General features: G+C 65.7%; 10 protein-coding genes and 1 pseudogene. 3 read left to right on the forward strand and 8 right to left on the reverse strand.

The genetic code is table 11. The features are described from left to right. Positions 1-35: 35 nt before the first annotated feature. Positions 36-684, forward strand: a pseudogene (locus tag ACCQ04_RS13735) (LysR substrate-binding domain-containing protein); the annotation flags it as partial. 802 nt (positions 685-1,486) lie between these two features. Here the strand turns inward: ACCQ04_RS13735 and ACCQ04_RS13740 are convergent. Genes ACCQ04_RS13740 through ACCQ04_RS13755 form a run of 4 tightly spaced genes read right to left on the reverse strand, consistent with a single transcriptional unit; the run spans position 1,487 to position 8,047 of the window. Next, positions 1,487-2,170 (reverse strand): TetR/AcrR family transcriptional regulator, encoded by a 684-nt coding sequence (locus ACCQ04_RS13740; protein ID WP_226427208.1) that lies wholly within the window; start codon positions 2,168-2,170, stop codon positions 1,487-1,489. Then, complete coding sequence (locus tag ACCQ04_RS13745; RefSeq protein WP_226427209.1) at positions 2,163-3,659, reverse strand: efflux transporter outer membrane subunit; 1,497 nt, start codon at positions 3,657-3,659, stop codon at positions 2,163-2,165. The genes ACCQ04_RS13740 and ACCQ04_RS13745 overlap by 8 nt, the downstream gene beginning before the upstream one ends. A gap of 1 nt (position 3,660) precedes the next feature. Next, entirely contained in the window at positions 3,661-6,804 is a 3,144-nt protein-coding gene (locus ACCQ04_RS13750; RefSeq protein ID WP_226427210.1) for an efflux RND transporter permease subunit, read from the reverse strand. 16 nt (positions 6,805-6,820) lie between these two features. Then, positions 6,821-8,047 carry an efflux RND transporter periplasmic adaptor subunit gene (locus ACCQ04_RS13755; RefSeq protein ID WP_102584917.1) on the reverse strand — a complete coding sequence of 409 codons (1,227 nt, stop codon included), beginning with the start codon at positions 8,045-8,047 and terminating at the stop codon, positions 6,821-6,823. A gap of 130 nt (positions 8,048-8,177) precedes the next feature. On the opposite strand from ACCQ04_RS13755, the gene ACCQ04_RS13760 reads away from it, so the two are divergent. Then, positions 8,178-8,795 (forward strand): TetR/AcrR family transcriptional regulator, encoded by a 618-nt coding sequence (locus ACCQ04_RS13760; RefSeq protein WP_039526278.1) that lies wholly within the window; start codon positions 8,178-8,180, stop codon positions 8,793-8,795. Between the two features lie 158 nt (positions 8,796-8,953). Here the strand turns inward: ACCQ04_RS13760 and rtcA are convergent, their stop codons facing one another. From rtcA to ACCQ04_RS13775, 3 genes are all read right to left on the reverse strand, one after another. Then, positions 8,954-10,129, reverse strand: a complete 1,176-nt coding sequence (gene rtcA, locus ACCQ04_RS13765; protein ID WP_226427211.1) for an RNA 3'-terminal phosphate cyclase — start codon at positions 10,127-10,129, stop codon at positions 8,954-8,956. 30 nt (positions 10,130-10,159) lie between these two features. After that, entirely contained in the window at positions 10,160-11,380 is a 1,221-nt protein-coding gene (locus ACCQ04_RS13770; protein ID WP_039526275.1) for an RtcB family protein, read from the reverse strand. 561 nt (positions 11,381-11,941) lie between these two features. Continuing rightward, positions 11,942-13,492: a VWA domain-containing protein gene (locus ACCQ04_RS13775; protein WP_226427212.1), complete on the reverse strand. Its 1,551-nt coding sequence runs from the start codon at positions 13,490-13,492 to the stop codon at positions 11,942-11,944. Between the two features lie 187 nt (positions 13,493-13,679). Here ACCQ04_RS13775 and rtcR point away from each other — a divergent pair, with 187 nt between their 5' ends. After that, positions 13,680-15,290, forward strand: coding sequence for an RNA repair transcriptional activator RtcR (gene rtcR / locus ACCQ04_RS13780; RefSeq protein WP_184456420.1), 1,611 nt, complete (start codon positions 13,680-13,682; stop codon positions 15,288-15,290). A 208-nt stretch (positions 15,291-15,498) separates the two neighbouring features. On the opposite strand, the gene ACCQ04_RS13785 is transcribed toward rtcR, so the two are convergent. After that, complete coding sequence (locus ACCQ04_RS13785) at positions 15,499-15,993, reverse strand: Fur family transcriptional regulator (RefSeq protein WP_167763960.1); 495 nt, start codon at positions 15,991-15,993, stop codon at positions 15,499-15,501. Between the last annotated feature and the right edge of the window lie 7 nt (positions 15,994-16,000).

Below are 16,000 nucleotides of genomic sequence, written 5' to 3' on the forward strand. Positions count from 1 at the left end.
CCATCGCGCAGCATGCAGCGGCATGAATGGCATGCGCGCTCACCGACTTCCGCGACAAGCCGGCCGGCACCATCCGTATCACCACCGCCGGCCACGCCGCCGATGCCTATATCTGGCCGGGGTTGTCGAACGTACTGCCCGACTATCCCGACCTCAAGATCGAGGTCACCGTCGATTACGGGCTGGCCGACATCGTTGCCGAGCGCTACGACATCGGCATCTGGCTGGGCGACCAGGTCGCCAAGGACATGATCGCGGTGCCGATCAGCCCGATGCAGTGCATGGCGGTGGTGGCGGTGCCGGACTACTTCGTGCACCACACCATCCCCGCCGCGCCGGCCGAGCTGGCCCGGCACAACTGCATCGGCTTGCGCCTGCCCACCCATGGCGGCCTGCTGCCCTGGGATTTCGAAAAGGACGGCCGCGAGGTCAAGGTGCGCGTGGACGGCCAATGGACCGTCAACGGCAGCAGCGCCATCCTGCGTGCCGCGTTGGCCGGCGGCGGACCCGCGTTCTTGCCGGAAACCATGGTGCTAGGGCACATCGCCGCCGGCCGGCTACGCCGCGTGCTGGAGGACTGGTGCGAGCCGTTCGATGGCTCACGCCTATTACCCCAGCCGCCGCCAATCCTCGCGCGCACTCAAGGTAGTGATCGATGCGTTGCGGCACGACCTGGCGCGCTGACACACCCGTGTAGGAGCGTGCCTGCGCGCGACCAGGCCTTCTCAGTAACGCCCCATCGCGCGCGGGCACGCTCCTACGACAGCGTCGGCTTGCGGACGGGTTGAAGGGGGGTGATCGACGCATTGCGGCTTGACCTGGTGCGGTGACACGCTCGTGTAGGAGCGTGCCTGCGCGCGACCAGACCTTCTCGGTAACGCCCCATCGCGCGCGGGCGCGCTCCTACGACAGCGTCGGCTTGCGGCGGGTTTGAAGGGGTGATCGCCGCATTGCGGCTTGACCTGGTGCGGTGACACGCTTGTGTAGGAGCGTGCCTGCGCGCGACCAGGCCTTTCTCGGTAACGCCCCATCGCGCGCGGGCACGCTCCTACAACGGCGTCGGTTTTTGCGGCGGGTTTGAAGGGGTGATCGACGCATTGCGGCTTGACCTGGTGCGGTGACACGATCGTGTAGGAGCGTGCCTGCGCGCGACGAGGCCTTCTCGGTAACGCCCCATCGCGCGCGGGCACGCTCCTACAACGACCTCGGCTTGCGGCCGGGTTGAAGGGGGTGATCGACGCATTGCGGCTTGACCTGGTGCGGTGACACGCTCGTGTAGGAGCGTGCCTGCGCGCGACGAGGCCTTCTCGGTAACGCCCCGTCGCGCGCGGGCACGCTCCTACGACAGCGTCGGCTTGCGGCTGGGCTGAAGGGGTGATCGACGCATTGCGGCACGCTCCGGCGCGCTGACACACCCGTGTAGGAGCGTGCCTGCGCGCGACCAGCCCTTCTCGGTAACGCCCATTGCGCTGCCCTGCCGCCGCAGCTAGAACCCGCTCGGTACCTCGCGCTTGCCTTCCGCTGTCACCACCGGCGTTTGCGGCCGATACGCGCGCAGGAACAGCGCCACCGCACTGGCGACATACCCGTGCTGCGTGGCGGCCGGTGCCTGCCACGTGTCGCCACGCAGTGCCGCGTTGGCCGGCATCCCGGTCATCAATCCGAAGAAATGCACCGAGGCATCCGGCAGATTGTCGATGACCAGGCTGCCCTGCTCCACTTCGCGCGCCAACACCGCACGCATCGTGGTGTCGTAGCGTTCGAAGCCCAGCGTCCACATCTCCTCGCGTATCTGGCTGGGCAGTGCCGGCGGCCGCACCAGGCCATAGGCGGCATCGCCCAGTGCATTGCTGGCCGCCATGCGCACGACCGCGTCGGCGATGGCGAGCAGACGCACGGGCAGCGGCCCGCGCATGTTCAACAGCGCCTCCCAGGGATTGGGCGACTGATGCGCCAGCGCCTCCAGGGTGGTACGGAACAGCACCTCCTTGGACGCGAAGTGCGCATACACCGTGGCCTTGGATACCACTGCGCGCTCGGCGATGCTGTCCATGCTGGTCTTGTCGAAGCCCTGGCGTGGAAACAGCTCGGCTGCCGCGCGCAGGATCGCGCCACGCTTGTCGTGCGGTGCGCGCCTGGGCGCCGGGACCTCGGCAGCGGCGTCATCCACGTGGCTGCCCCGTCGCCGTCGTGGCCACCGCCGGGTCGGCCGATTGCAGCCAACCGCCGCCCATCGCCTTGTAGAACGTCGCCAGATTGGTGAAGCGCGACAGCTGCGTGGTGATCAAGTTCTGCTGCGCGCTGTACAGCGCGCGCTGCGCATCCAGCGCCTGCAGGTAGCTGTCCACGCCGCGTTCGAAGCGTGCCTGCGACAGCCGGTAGCTGTCGGCGGTGGCATCGACCAGGGCCTGTTGCGCCTGCAACTGCCGGCCCAGGGTCTCGCGTTGCGCGAGCGCATCGGAGACCTCGCGGAACGCGCTCTGGATCGCCTTTTCGTACTGCGCCACCTCGATATCGCGGTTGGCCTTGGCCATGTCCAGGTTGGCGCGGTTACGCCCGGCGTTGAAGATCGGCAGCGTCAGCGTGGGCACGAAGCTCCAGGCGCGGGTGCCGGAATCGAACAGGTTGGACAGGCTGCTGCTGGACGAGCCGGTCGATGCGGTCAGGCTGATGCTCGGGAAGAACGCCGCGCGTGCCGCACCGATGTTGGCATTGGCCGCACGCAGGTTGCGCTCGGCCTCCAGGATGTCCGGGCGGCGCTGCAGCAACTGCGACGGCAAACCGGCCGGCACGCTGGCCAGCACGTTGCCGTCCACGCTGGCGCCATCGGGCAAGGCACGCGGCAGCAATTCCGCCGGCACCTGCGTGCCGACCAGCAGCACCAGGGCATTGCGGTCCTGCGCCACTTGCGCGGTATAGCGCTCCACATCCACGCGTGCGGTTTCCACCGTGGTCTGCGCCTGGCGCAAGCTGAGCTGCGAGGCCACACCCAACTCGAAACTGCGTTGCTGCAGGCGATAGCTGTCGCCCTGGCTGCTCAAGGTGGACTGCGCCAGCTGCAGCAACTGCTGATCGGCCGCCAGCGTCAGATAGGCAGTGGCCACTTCGGCCACCAGGCTGATATGGGTGCTGCGGCGTGCCTCGGCAGTGGACAGGAACTGCTGCAGCGCCTGTTCCTTGAGGCTGCGCACACGCCCGAACAGATCCAGCTCGTACGCACTGACGCCGATGTTGGCACTGTAGGTACGGAACACCTGCGGCTGGCCGGGAATGGCCAGCTCCGACGGCGTACGCGCGTTGTTGGCGGTGCCGGTGCCCTGCACGGCAGGCAGCAGCGCGGCGCGCTCCACCCGGTACTGCGCACGTGCCACCTCGATGTTGAGCGCGGCCACGCGCAGGTCGCGATTGTTCTCCAGTGCCAGCGCGATCACCTGCTGTAGCGCCGGGTCGGTGAACACCTGCCGCCAGCCGATGTTGGCGATATCGATCGCCTGCCCGGGGATGGCCGTATCGGTGGTAGTGGATGCCGTCGAGAGCTCGGTGCCGGCAAAGCGCTCGGGCACCGGTGCGTCGGGCCGTGCATAGCGCGGCATCAGCGTGCATCCGGACAGCACGCCGGCCACCGCGATCGCGGTCAATGTCATGCGGATCGGTGTCATCTCAGTGTCCTGCCGGTTGCGGTGCGGGCGAAGTGGGCTGTGCGCGGCGGGTGAACAAGCCGCTGATCAGCACGAAGAACAACGGCACGAAGAAGATCGCGAGGATCGTGCCGGACAACATGCCGCCGATCACCGCAGTGCCCAAGGCATGCTGCGCGCCTGCACCGGCACCACTGCCGAGCACCAGCGGCACCACGCCCAGGATGAAGGCCAGCGATGTCATCAGGATCGGCCGCAAGCGCATGCGCGCCGCTTCCAATGCGGACTCGATCAGGCTCTTGCCGCTTTCATGCAGTTCCTTGGCAAACTCCACGATCAGGATCGCGTTCTTCGATGCCAGGCCAATCGTGGTGAGCAGGCCCACCTGGAAGTACACATCGTTCATTTTCCAGGTCAGCATCGCGCCCAACAGCGTGCCGAACACGCCCAGCGGCACCACCAGGATCACCGAGAACGGAATCGCCCAGCTTTCGTACAACGCGGCCAGACACAGGAACACGATCAGGATCGACAACCCGTACAACAGGCCGGTCTGGCCGGTCGAGGATTTCTCCTGCCGCGACAACCCGGTCCACTCGTAGCCGATGCCCGGCGGCAACTTGGCCGCCGCCGCTTCGACGATCTGCATCGCCTCGCCACTGGACGCAGCACCCGGCATCGCCATGCCCAGGATCTCCACCGACGGCACGCTGTTGTAGCGCTCCAGACGCGGCGAGCCGGAACTCCAGCTGGCAGTGGCGAAGGCGTTGAACGGCACCATCGTGCCGGCGCTGTTGCGCACGAACCAGCGGTCGATGTCCTGCGGATTCATGCGGTACACCGCATCGGCCTGCAGCATGACTTTCTTGACGCGGCCCTTGTCGATGAAGTCGTTGACGTAGGTACTGCCCCAGGCGCTGGAGAAGGTGTTGTTGATATCGGCGATCGACACGCCCATGGCCTGCGCCTTGTGCGAATCGATTTCCAGCTTGAACTCGGGCGTGTCTTCCTGCCCGTTCGGGCGCACCGCCACCAGCCGCTTGTCCTGCGACAGCTCGGCCAGCAACTGGTTGCGTGCCTGCATCAAGGCCTCGTGGCCGAGGTTGGCGCGGTCCTGCAGCATCAGGTCGAAGCCGGTCGCATTGCCCAGCTCGGACACCGCCGGCGGTGCGAACGCGAACACCTTGGCATCGCGGATGGTGCTGAAGAACGCACCGGCTTTGCCCGCCACGTCGGTGACGCTCTGGCCCTTGCCGGTGCGCTCGTCCCACGGGCGCAACTTGACGAAGGCAAAGCCCACGTTCTGGCCGGTACCGGCAAAGCTGAAACCGGAGACCGCAAAGATGCCGGCGACCGAGTCCTTCTGATCGACCAGGAAGTGATGCTCCACCTGCTTGAGCACCTCGCCGGTGCGCGCATCGGTGGCACCGGGCGGTAACTGCACCAGCACGAACAGCGTGCCCTGGTCCTCGTCCGGCAGGAAGCCCACCGGCAGCTTCATGAAGCCGAACACCACCAACGTCAGCAACACCGCGTAGGCCAGCATGTAGCGCCAGCCCTTGCTCAGCATGTGCCGCACCACGCCCTGATAGCCGTTGTTGCCGCGATCGAACATGCGGTTGAACCAGCCGAAGAACCCGGTGGTCGCCAGACCATGGCCCTTCTCCACCGGCTTGAGCAGGGTGGCGCACAGGGCCGGGGTCAGGATCATCGCCACCAGCACCGACAAGGTCATGGCCGAGACGATCGTGATCGAGAACTGCCGGTAGATCACGCCGGTGGAACCGCCGAAGAACGCCATCGGCACGAACACCGCGGCCAGCACCAGGGCCACGCCGACCAGCGCGCCGGAGATCTGGTCCATCGACTTGCGCGTGGCGTCCTTGGGCGACAACTGCTCCTCGCCCATCACGCGTTCGACGTTTTCCACCACCACGATGGCATCGTCCACCAGCAGGCCGATCGCCAGCACCATCGCGAACATGGTCAGCGTGTTGATGGTGAAGCCGAACGCCGCCAGCACGCCGAAGGTGCCGAGCAACACCACCGGCACCGCGATGGTCGGGATCAAGGTCGCGCGGAAATTCTGCAGGAACAGGTACATCACCAGAAACACCAGCACCACCGCTTCGATCAGCGTATGCACCACCTGCTCGATGGAGATGCGCACGAACGGCGTGGTGTCGTACGGCTTTTGCACCTTCATGCCGGGAGGGAAGAATTTCTCCTGCTCCTCCAGGCTCTTGTCGATCGCGCGCACCGTATCCAGCGCATTGGCGCCGGTGGCCAGCTTGATCGCCAGACCGGCGGCCGGCTTGCCGTTGTAGCGGCCCACCGTGTTGTAGCTCTCGCTGCCCAGCTCGATGCGTGCCACATCGCGCAGGCGCACCTGCGAGCCATCGGACTGCGTGCGCAGCAAAATGTTCTCGAACTCCTCGGCGGTCTTCAGCCGGGTCTGCGCGGTGATGGTGGCATTGAGTTGCTGGTTGGGCACCGCCGGCAACGCGCCCAGCTGGCCGGCGGAAACCTGCGCGTTCTGCGCCTGGATCGCGGTGCGCACATCCACCGGAGTCAGGCTGAAGTTGTTCAACTTGTTCGGGTCCATCCATACCCGCATCGCGTACTGCGAGCCGAACAAGGTGGTGTCGCCCACGCCTTCGACGCGGCTGATGGTTTCCTGCACGTTGGCCGCCACGTAATCGGACAGGTCCGAATCGCTCATGCTGCCGTCTTCGGAAGTGAAGGCCAGCACGTTGAGGAAGTTGGTGGCCGACTTGGTCACCGTCACGCCCTGCTGCTGCACTTCCTGCGGCAGCAACGGCGTGGCCAGCGACAACTTGTTCTGCACCTGCACCTGCGCGGTGTCCGGATCGGTGCCGTTGTCGAAGGTCAGCGTGATGGTCACCGCACCGCTGGATTCGCTGGTGGAGGCCATGTAGCTGAGGTGGTCCAGCCCCTTCATCTTCTGCTCGATGACCTGGGTGACGGTGTCTTCCAGGGTCTGCGCCGAGGCGCCCGGATAGTTGGCGGTGATGGCGACGGCCGGCGGCGCGATGCTGGGGTATTGCGCAATCGGCAAGGTGGCGATGGACAGGATGCCGGCCAGCATCACGATGATGGCCAACACCCAGGCGAAGATCGGACGATCGATAAAGAAGCGTGCCATGACGTGTGATCCCGCCTCAGTTGGCCGCACGCGGTGCGGTCGGGGCGGAAGGAGTGCCGGCGGCTGCATTGCCGGCACCGGCGGCCGGCCTGCCCTTGGGCTGCCACGGCACGGTCTTGACCTCGATGCCGTCGCGGGCGCGCGAGACGCCTTCGACCACCAGCTGCTCGCCGGCCTTCAGGCCGCTGCGCACCAGCCATTGGTCGCCGACTTCGCGGTCGGTTTCCAGCACGCGCAGGTGCAGCTTGTGGTCGGCGCCGACCACGAACGCGGTCGGCTTGCCGGCGCCATTGCGCGAGACCGCCTGCTGCGGCACCAGCACGCCCTGCTCCTTGATGCCTTCCTGCAGCACCGCGCGCACATACATGCCCGGCAACAACTCCGCATTCGGGTTCGGGAACACCGCGCGCAAGGTGATCGAGCCGGTGTTCTGGTCGACGGTGACATCGGAGAACGCCAGGTGGCCCTGCAGCGGATAGGTGCTGCCGTCTTCCAGCAGCAGCGACACCTTGGCCGCGTCGTCGCCGGCCTTCTCCAGCTCGCCGCGCGCCATCGCCTGCTTCAGGCGGAGCAAGGCCGCGCTGGGCTGGGTGACGTCGATGTAGATTGGGTCCAGTTGCTGGATGGTGGTCAGTGCGGTGGCCTGGTTGGCGGTCACCAAGGCGCCCGGGGTGACGCTGGAGCGGCCGATGCGGCCGGAGATCGGTGCGTCCAGGCGCGCGAAGGCCAGGTTGATGCGCGCGGTTTCCACGCTGGCCTTGCCGGCGGCCACGTCGGCCTCGGCCTGGCCCAGCGCGGCGGCGGTGTCGTCGCCATCCTGCTGGCTAATGGCCTTGATCTGCACCAGTTCGGTGTAGCGCTCGGCCTTGAGTCTGGCGGTGCGCAGGTTGGCCTGCGCCTTGGCCAGGGTGGCCTGGGCGCTGGCATAGCTGGCGCGGTAGGTCGCCGGATCGATCTGGTACAGCGTCTGCCCGGCCTTGACGTCGCCGCCCTCGGTGAACTGGCGCGACTGCACGATGCCGCCCACCTGCGGGCGAACTTCGGCGATCAGGTAGGGAACCGTGCGTCCAGGCAGCTCGGTGGTCAGCGTCACCGGCTGCGGCCTGACGGTCAGTACGCCCATTTCGGGCATGCCCTCCTCCGGCGGCGGGCCGCCCGGCGGGCTGCCGCAGGCACTGAGCAGGACGGTGGCAGCAACGGCAGCAGCGAGCAGGGGCAGGCGAAACGAGGCATGAGGACGCACGAGGAGGTCTCCGACGGGACGCAGGATGGTTAAATCTAAACGGTACGGTTCGGTATCCTAATAAGCGCATCAGCGGCCGTCAAGCATTCCTGCCCAGTCGGTATACTTAAGCACCCAAGGGAGTCAGTGGATGCGGGTCAGAACCGAAGAAAAACGCGACGCCATCGTGCAGGCGGCCAGCGAGGTGTTCCTCGAACTGGGCTTCGAAGGCGCCTCGATGTCGCAGATCGCCGCCCGCGTCGGCGGCTCCAAGCGAACGCTCTACGGCTATTTCCCGTCCAAGGAGGAGTTGTTCGTGGCGTTTGCCAAGGACATGTCCGACCGCTACATCGACCCGCTGCTGGACGCGCTTTCGCAGAGCAACGGCCCGGTCGCCGAGACCTTGCAGCGCTTCGGCGAGGACATCCTCGGTTTCCTGTGCGCGCCCAGCTCGATCACCATCTGGCAGACCATCATCGGCGTGTCGGGGCGGTCGGACGTGGGCGCGCTGTTCTTCAATTCCGGTCCGGAAGAAGGCGTGCAACGCATGGCCGATTACCTGCAGACGCAGATGGATCGCGGCGCGATCCGCTGCGCCGACGTCCTGATCGCGTCGAGGCAGTTCGGCGGGCTGCTGGAGGCGGAAACCCTGATGCCCTGCCTGTTCGGCGCACTCAAGGACCCGTCGCCCGAGTATCTGCGCGGCGCCGCGCAGCGCGCGGTGGAGATGTTCCTGGCGGCGTATGCGCTCGAGTCGGCACCGGGTTGATGCATCGGGCAGGCATGGCGCGAAAGCGCACTCCTGCACTGCGCACGCTCGTCAAAGGGCATCGCCCAGTGCGGCAATGCCGTTGTGCATGACACTGGTTTTCAGGTGTCCCACGCCGGGCGCGCAGGCGCTGCCGGCAACGCCACGCCTGCCCCACTTCAGCGATACACAGACACGCGCCACTGACCATCTGCCATCGGCAGCCAGGTGATCTCCACCGGCAGGAACTTCTCGATCAGCCGGGCATTGCTGGCCAGATGCTTACTGATGGCATCGGTGGTGAACCCGCCACTGCCGGCCAGCGCCATCGGCAGCAGTAACTGGTCCGACAGATACTCGCCAACGCAGGCGCCACCATCGAGATACCGCTGCACCTGATCGGCAAGGCGCTCGCCCACCCGCTCGGCGGGCACACCGCGCTCGCCGTAGCCGGCAAAGGTCTCGACATGCGCTGCATGGCGCACACGCACAAGCGCAACATTGCCCGGTCCCAGCGCAGGACGCACGCTTTCCACATGGCGCGGGCTAGGGTCCACGCCCAGACGTGCAGCCAACACGCGTAACTCGCGATGCCCAATCTTGGTCGACAACCCGGAAATCAGGATCTTCGCCTCAATCGACTCCAACGCCCCACGTGCATCGAACACGGCGTGCTGGAGCTGCGCACAAGGCTCCACCGCCACCCGCAACACTCCGCCGCCGGCCGGATAGAAGCCATGGCGCTCCAGCACCGCCGACACGCGCACGCCCATTCGCTGCAAGGCAGGCAGATAGCAGTCGGCGATGAAGTCCACATTCGGCGCCAACGGGTTGTGCGTCCCGCCTTCGAAGGTCAGGCTGGAAGGGGTTGCTGCCTGCCAAAGCGCAGGTAGCACCGTCTGCAACACCAGGGTGGCAGAGCCCGCACTTCCGGTCGCAAAGCGATACGTCCCCGGCAACACCTGGCCCGGCTCGAACCGCAATGCCGTCGCGCCGATCTGCGCGCCATGCGTCCGCGCCTGACCAATCGCCGCCGCCGCATTGACGGCCGTCAGGTGCTGACGCATCAAGCCCGGGCGTGAACGTGCTCCGCGGATGTTGTGCATGACAAAGCCGGTTCCGGTGCACAGGCTCAACGTCAATGCGGTGCGCAACAACTGTCCACCGCCTGCCGCTCCATCGATTTCAATCATGTCCATGACGCACGTCCATTCAAATAAACGCCCCGATGTCGAGATCGGGGCTGTCAATACCTTGCCGGCGCAGTGTAGGTGGATCCAATACCCAGGCGGCGCCCGCTGGCTGCACCTGCACTGCAGCGGAGTGTCCGATGCCGCAGCGTCGATGCAACGCATCGCCAGGGCTGCGGCAACCGATGCGCAGGCCTATCCCTTGACGCAGACCACCTGCCGAAGCGTATGCACGATTTCCACCAGGTCGCGCTGTGCATGCATCACCGCCTCGATCGGCTTGTACGCCGCGGGCGACTCGTCCACCACGTCCTGATCCTTGCGGCATTCCACATGCGCCGTGGCCTTGATGTGGTCGTCGAGGCTGATGCGCCGCTTGGCCTCGGTGCGGCTCATGACCCGGCCGGCACCATGGCTGCAGCTATGGAAGCTGTCGGCATTGCCGAGCCCGCGCACGATGAAACTCTTGGCGCCCATGCTGCCGGGAATGATGCCCAGCTCGCCCTTGCGGGCACTCACCGCCCCCTTGCGCGTCACGAACACGTCCTTGCCGAAGTGGTGCTCGCGGCTGACGTAGTTGTGGTGACAGTTGACCGCCTCCGCCTGCGCCTCGAACGGCTTGGCGATGACCGTGCGCACGGCCGCCACCACGTGCCGCATCATGATTTCACGATTGATTCGCGCATAGCGTTGCGCCCAATCCACTGCAAACACGTAGTCGGCATAGTGCTCGCTGCCTTCCGGCAGGTAGGCCAGGTCCTGGTCCGGCAGGTTGATCATCCAGCGCCGCATTTCGTTCTTGGCGAGCTGGATGAAATGGTTGCCGATGGCATTGCCGACGCCGCGCGATCCGGAGTGCAGCATGAACCATACGCGCTGCGCCTCATCCAGGCAGACCTCGACGAAATGGTTGCCGGTTCCCAGCGTTCCCAGGTGCTGCAGGTTATTGGTCTTCTGCAACCGTGGATGGCGCTCGCAGATCAACGCAAAATCGCTCGCCAGCTGCGACCAGCCATCGATCGCATGCCCCGGCGGGGTCTGCCATGCCCCCTTGTCGCGCGCACCCGGCGTGCGCCCGTGCGGCACCGCGCGCTCGATCGCGCTGCGGATCGCGGCCAGGTTGTCCGGCAGGTCGCTGGCCACCAGCGTGGTACGCGCTGCGATCATGCCGCACCCGATATCCACGCCGACTGCGGCAGGCACGATCGCGCCGATAGTCGGCACCACCGACCCCACCGTAGCCCCCTTGCCCAAATGCACGTCGGGCATGACCGCGATCCAGCGGTGGATGAAAGGCAGCTTGGCGATGTTCTGCAACTGCTGGCGTGCTTCGTCCTCGAGCGGAACGCCGCGCGTCCACAGCTTGATCGGGGCCGCACCCGGCTGGGCAATCACATCGTAGTGTTCGATGCTCATGGAGATACTCCTTGTAAATGACTGAATAAAAGCGCGGTGACAAAAGTGATGGAACGCTCTGCGGAACGCCGGCGTTAACCGGCGTGACACAGCGGGAATCGAACCCAACCCAATCAGGGGAACCAAAGTAGTTCCATCGGCATTCACCGCAAAACCAAACCACGTTGCCTGCGACAAGATCAATGAAACGCACGCTCTACCACTGAGCTACCGTCGTGACGGGCGGGATTCGAACCCGCGACAATGGAGTTTCACTTGCATTCGCACGACAACGCAGACAACAAGACCGACGGCGACCACGACAACGGAGATGAAACATCCTGCTCTAACCAGCTGAGCTACCACCCCACACAGGGTGGGCGGGACTCGAACCCGCGACCTGGAGCGTAAGAGGCTGTAGTTTCATCGGCATTCGTGACCACCGACGGCGAAACCTGTAGGTGGCAACCAGACCATGACACTGCTGCCAGGTCAGTCGCTACCGATTGTTCAACACATAGCATTCCTGCCACCACCCGGCGGGCCCCATTGCCCGCCGGGTCTGCACACGTCCGTGTGTGCTCACAGCTCGATCGAGCCGATCCGCTCGACCCAGCGCGTCGCACCCGCACCCTGCGCTGCGAACGTCGCGATCAGGTCGAACACCGCATCGCTGAAACCGCCGACATGCAGGATGTCGTCGCGCTCCAGCGTCTGGCTGGTCGCGACCGGCTGCAAGTCGATGCACACCATGCGGGCCTGCGGACAACGCGCCTTCAACCGCGTCCATTCCTGCATGGTTGCCGTTGCCGCACCGCTGCGGGTATCGCGCCAGCTTTCGTTGTCCGACACCAACACCAGCAGATCCACCTGAGCCCGCATTGCGTTCAAGTGCGCCAGCGGCGCACTGACGCTGGTGCCGCCACCGCATTGCGCCGCCAACTGCTGCGCCTGGGTGAGCACGCTGTCGCGTGGATTCGACCGCAGCGAACGCACCTGCGTGTCGAACGGCAGCACTGTGGCTTGCGGGTTCGTACGCTGCACGCACGCGGCGATCAAGGCCGCCACATCCACGCAACGCACGCTGGTGGTCGCCCCCTTGCGGTAGCCGGTGACCGGCGATGCCATCGATCCCGAGACATCGACCGCCACCACCACCTTGCCCTCCAGCACCGGCACCTGCCGGGTCGCGACCTCCATCGCATCCTGCAAGGCAGCACCGATCTGCGGCGGCAACTGGCTGGCCGCGGTGTAGGCCACCTGCAATTGATACGGAAACACACGGGCACGCTGGATCTGCTCCGGATCGCGCAGGCGTGCGGCCACCTTGGCCACCATCGTCGCATCGGCAAACACGCCATGACGCGCAAACGTATTGAGGTTCATCCTTAACGTCTGCCACGACACCCGCTCTGCCAGCAGTGCCCAGTGCGCCCGCGTCAACGGCACTGCCGTGTAGTACTGGAACGGCAGATCCGGCAACGCCTCGCCCGGCGCACGCTTGAACGCTTCGTACGCCTGCAGCACCGCCGGCAATGCGGTTTCCTGGTAGGGCTTGCCGATCACCCACGCATACAGGGCCTCGCGCTCGGCATCAGCCGGCTTCGGGTGCACCATGCGGATCACGTCGGCCAGCGACGGCTGCTGCCCGATCGCCGCCTGCACGATGGTGGCCACCGACGCCTGCTGCAACCACTGCCGCACCATGCGCTTGGGCAGCGAACCCAGCGACTTGCGCCCGACCTGACCGCTGCGCATGATCTGCACGAAGTTGCGCAACAACCGGCCGTTGTCGACCACGCGGGGAAACGCACGGGCAAACACCTCCGCGTCGCGGGTGGTCAACGTCGCCAGCAACAATGCCGGCATGTCCTTCATGTGCGCTACCTGACGTGCATAGATCGCGGTCTGCGCAACGAATGCCGGCGGGACCCGCTCGCACAAGGTCAGCATCTGCTGCAACTGCGCGTCGGCGCTCGCATAGTAGGTGCCGTTCAAGCAGCCGGTAGCCGCATACAACGCCAGCGCACCACGCGGCGTGCGCTCATAGGCGCAACCGCCGGCCTCGTTCTGGGCAGCCGCCTTGGGCAGCAATGCGCCACGCGGCGAGGAGAAGAGTTGAAGATTGGCCATGTCAGGCTCCTGGCGGGAACTGCCCACGGTGGGGCGATGAGCCATACTCAGCAATGCGCGTGCCAACTTTGGCAGCCAATGTATAAGGCACTGTTTTACAAGGGTTTAATTTTATTTCCATGACACGCCGGCACGGCGAGTTTGATATTTTTCGTATACTCCAGGCGCGCTATTTATCTGGATGGATATGGACAGGACCAAGGTCATTTTCGGCATGCTCGGCGTGCAGCTGGATGCCGGCACCGGGCCGGGACGCTGGGAAAAGTGGAGACCCACCGTGTCACTGGGCATGCACGACGACTTTTTGGTTGGCCGCGTCGAACTGCTCGCCGATGCGCGCCGCCATGCAAAATTGGCGAGCGTGGTCTGCAACGATCTTGCCCAGGTGTCGCCAGACACCCAGGTGCAACAGCACGACACCTACCTGGCCGACCCTTGGGACTTCGAGGGCGTGTACGCCACCCTGCACGACTTCTTTGCCAGCTATACGTTTGCGCCGGAAGATGAGGACTATTACCTGCACATCACCACCGGCAGCCACGTCAGCCAGATTTGCTGCTTCCTGCTGACCGAGAGCCGGCACTTCCCCGGCCGGCTGCTGCAGACCTCACCGCCCCGCAAGCAAGGCAGCGGGGAGGCGGGCAGCTATGCGGTGATCGATCTCGACCTCTCCCGCTACGACCGCATTGCGCAGCGTTTCGCGCAACAGCAGATGCAGGACCGCGCCCTGCTCAAGAGCGGCATCGCCACGCGCAACCCCGCGTTCAACCGGATGATCGAGCAGATCGAGACGGTAGCCACGCGCTCCAAGGCGCCGATGTTGCTGATGGGACCCACTGGCGCCGGCAAGAGCCAGCTGGCCAAGCGCGTGTTCGAGCTGAAAAAGCTCAAGCACCAGCTGGGCGGACGCTTCGTTGAGGTGAACTGCGCCACGCTGCGCGGCGACGGCGCCATGAGCACGCTGTTCGGCCACACCAAGGGCGCCTACACCGGCGCGATCAGCGATCGCCCCGGATTATTGCGCTCCGCCCACCAGGGGCTGCTATTCCTGGACGAAATCGGCGAACTTGGGCTGGACGAACAGGCCATGCTGTTGCGCGCCCTGGAGGAGAAGCGCTTTTTGCCGGTCGGCAGCGACAAGGAGGTGGACAGCGAGTTTCAACTGATCGCCGGGACCAACCGCGACCTGCAGCAGCAGGTGCTGCAAGGGCGCTTCCGCGACGACCTGCTGGCACGCCTGAATCTGTGGACCTACCACTTACCGGGACTGGCCGAGCGCATGGAGGACATCGAGCCGAACATCGATTTCGAACTGGAGCGGTGGTCGCGCGAACAGCATCAGCGGGTCGCCTTCAACCGCGAGGCGCGTGCGCGCTACCTGGCCTTCGCGACCAGCGCAGAAGCGCGCTGGAACGGCAACTTTCGCGACCTCAGCGCCTCGGTCATGCGCCTGGCGACCCTGGCCAATGCCGGCCGTATCCAAACCGAACTGGTGGACGAGGAAATCATTCGCCTGCGCCAGCAATGGAATGGTGCACAAGCGGCGTCGCCGCTGGAGGCCTTGCTGGGCGATGGCGTGGCGCAGCTGGATCGCTTCGATCGCGTACAGCTGGAAGACGTGGTGCGCCTGTGTGCGCGCAGCAGGTCGCTGTCGCAGGCTGGCCGCGAGCTGTTCGCGGTTTCGCGCGGACAGCGCGCCAGCACCAACGACGCCGATCGCCTGCGCAAGTACCTGGCGCGCTTCGGCCTGGACTGGGAACAGGTGAAGACGAGTCCAGATACCACAGCGCAACGCTGAGGCCACAAGGCCTCAGCGTTGCGAGGCAAGCTGCTGCGCGAGCATCACTCGCCCTGTAATGCCCCCGTTATTTCCGGGACGCGAGCGCGCGCTACCTACACGCTGCACCCGGAATCGCACTCTGCTCGGCATTGCCGCAGCAGAACCAGGCACCGCCTGCCCACGACAACGACAACTTTGTCGGTCAGCGACTGCCGCGCGCCGGCGGTCAGCCGGCCACCGCGCACTTGGCGCACAGGCCGTGTACTTCCAGCGTCTGCGCCTGCGGCTGGAAGCCCAGCGCCTTGGCGCGCGCTTCCAGTTGCGCCACCACCTCGCGGTCTTCCAGTTCCACCGCGCTATGGCAGCGGTCGCAGATCAAGAACGGCACCGAGTGCTGGGCGCTGTTGGGGTGGTGGCAGGCGACGAAGGCGTTGACCGACTCGAGCTTGTGCACGAAGCCGTTGGCCATCAGGAAATCCAGCGCGCGGTACACCGTGGGCGGAGCGTCGGCGCCAACGCCCTTGCCTTCGCGCACCCAGTCCAGCAGTTCGTAGGCCTTGACCGGCTTGCCGGCGTCGGCGATCAGCCGCAGCACATTGGCGCGGATCGGCGTCAGCCGCAGGCCGCGCTCGCTGCAGGCGCGCTCCACCGCGCGCACGAAGCCGTTGGCGTCGTCGACATGGTGATGCGGTGCAGTGCAGGCGTGTTCGTTGGTTTTCATCACAGGC

It is taken from the genome of Xanthomonas sp. NCPPB 2866, assembly GCF_041475745.2.
Lineage (GTDB): Bacteria > Pseudomonadota > Gammaproteobacteria > Xanthomonadales > Xanthomonadaceae > Xanthomonas > Xanthomonas arboricola.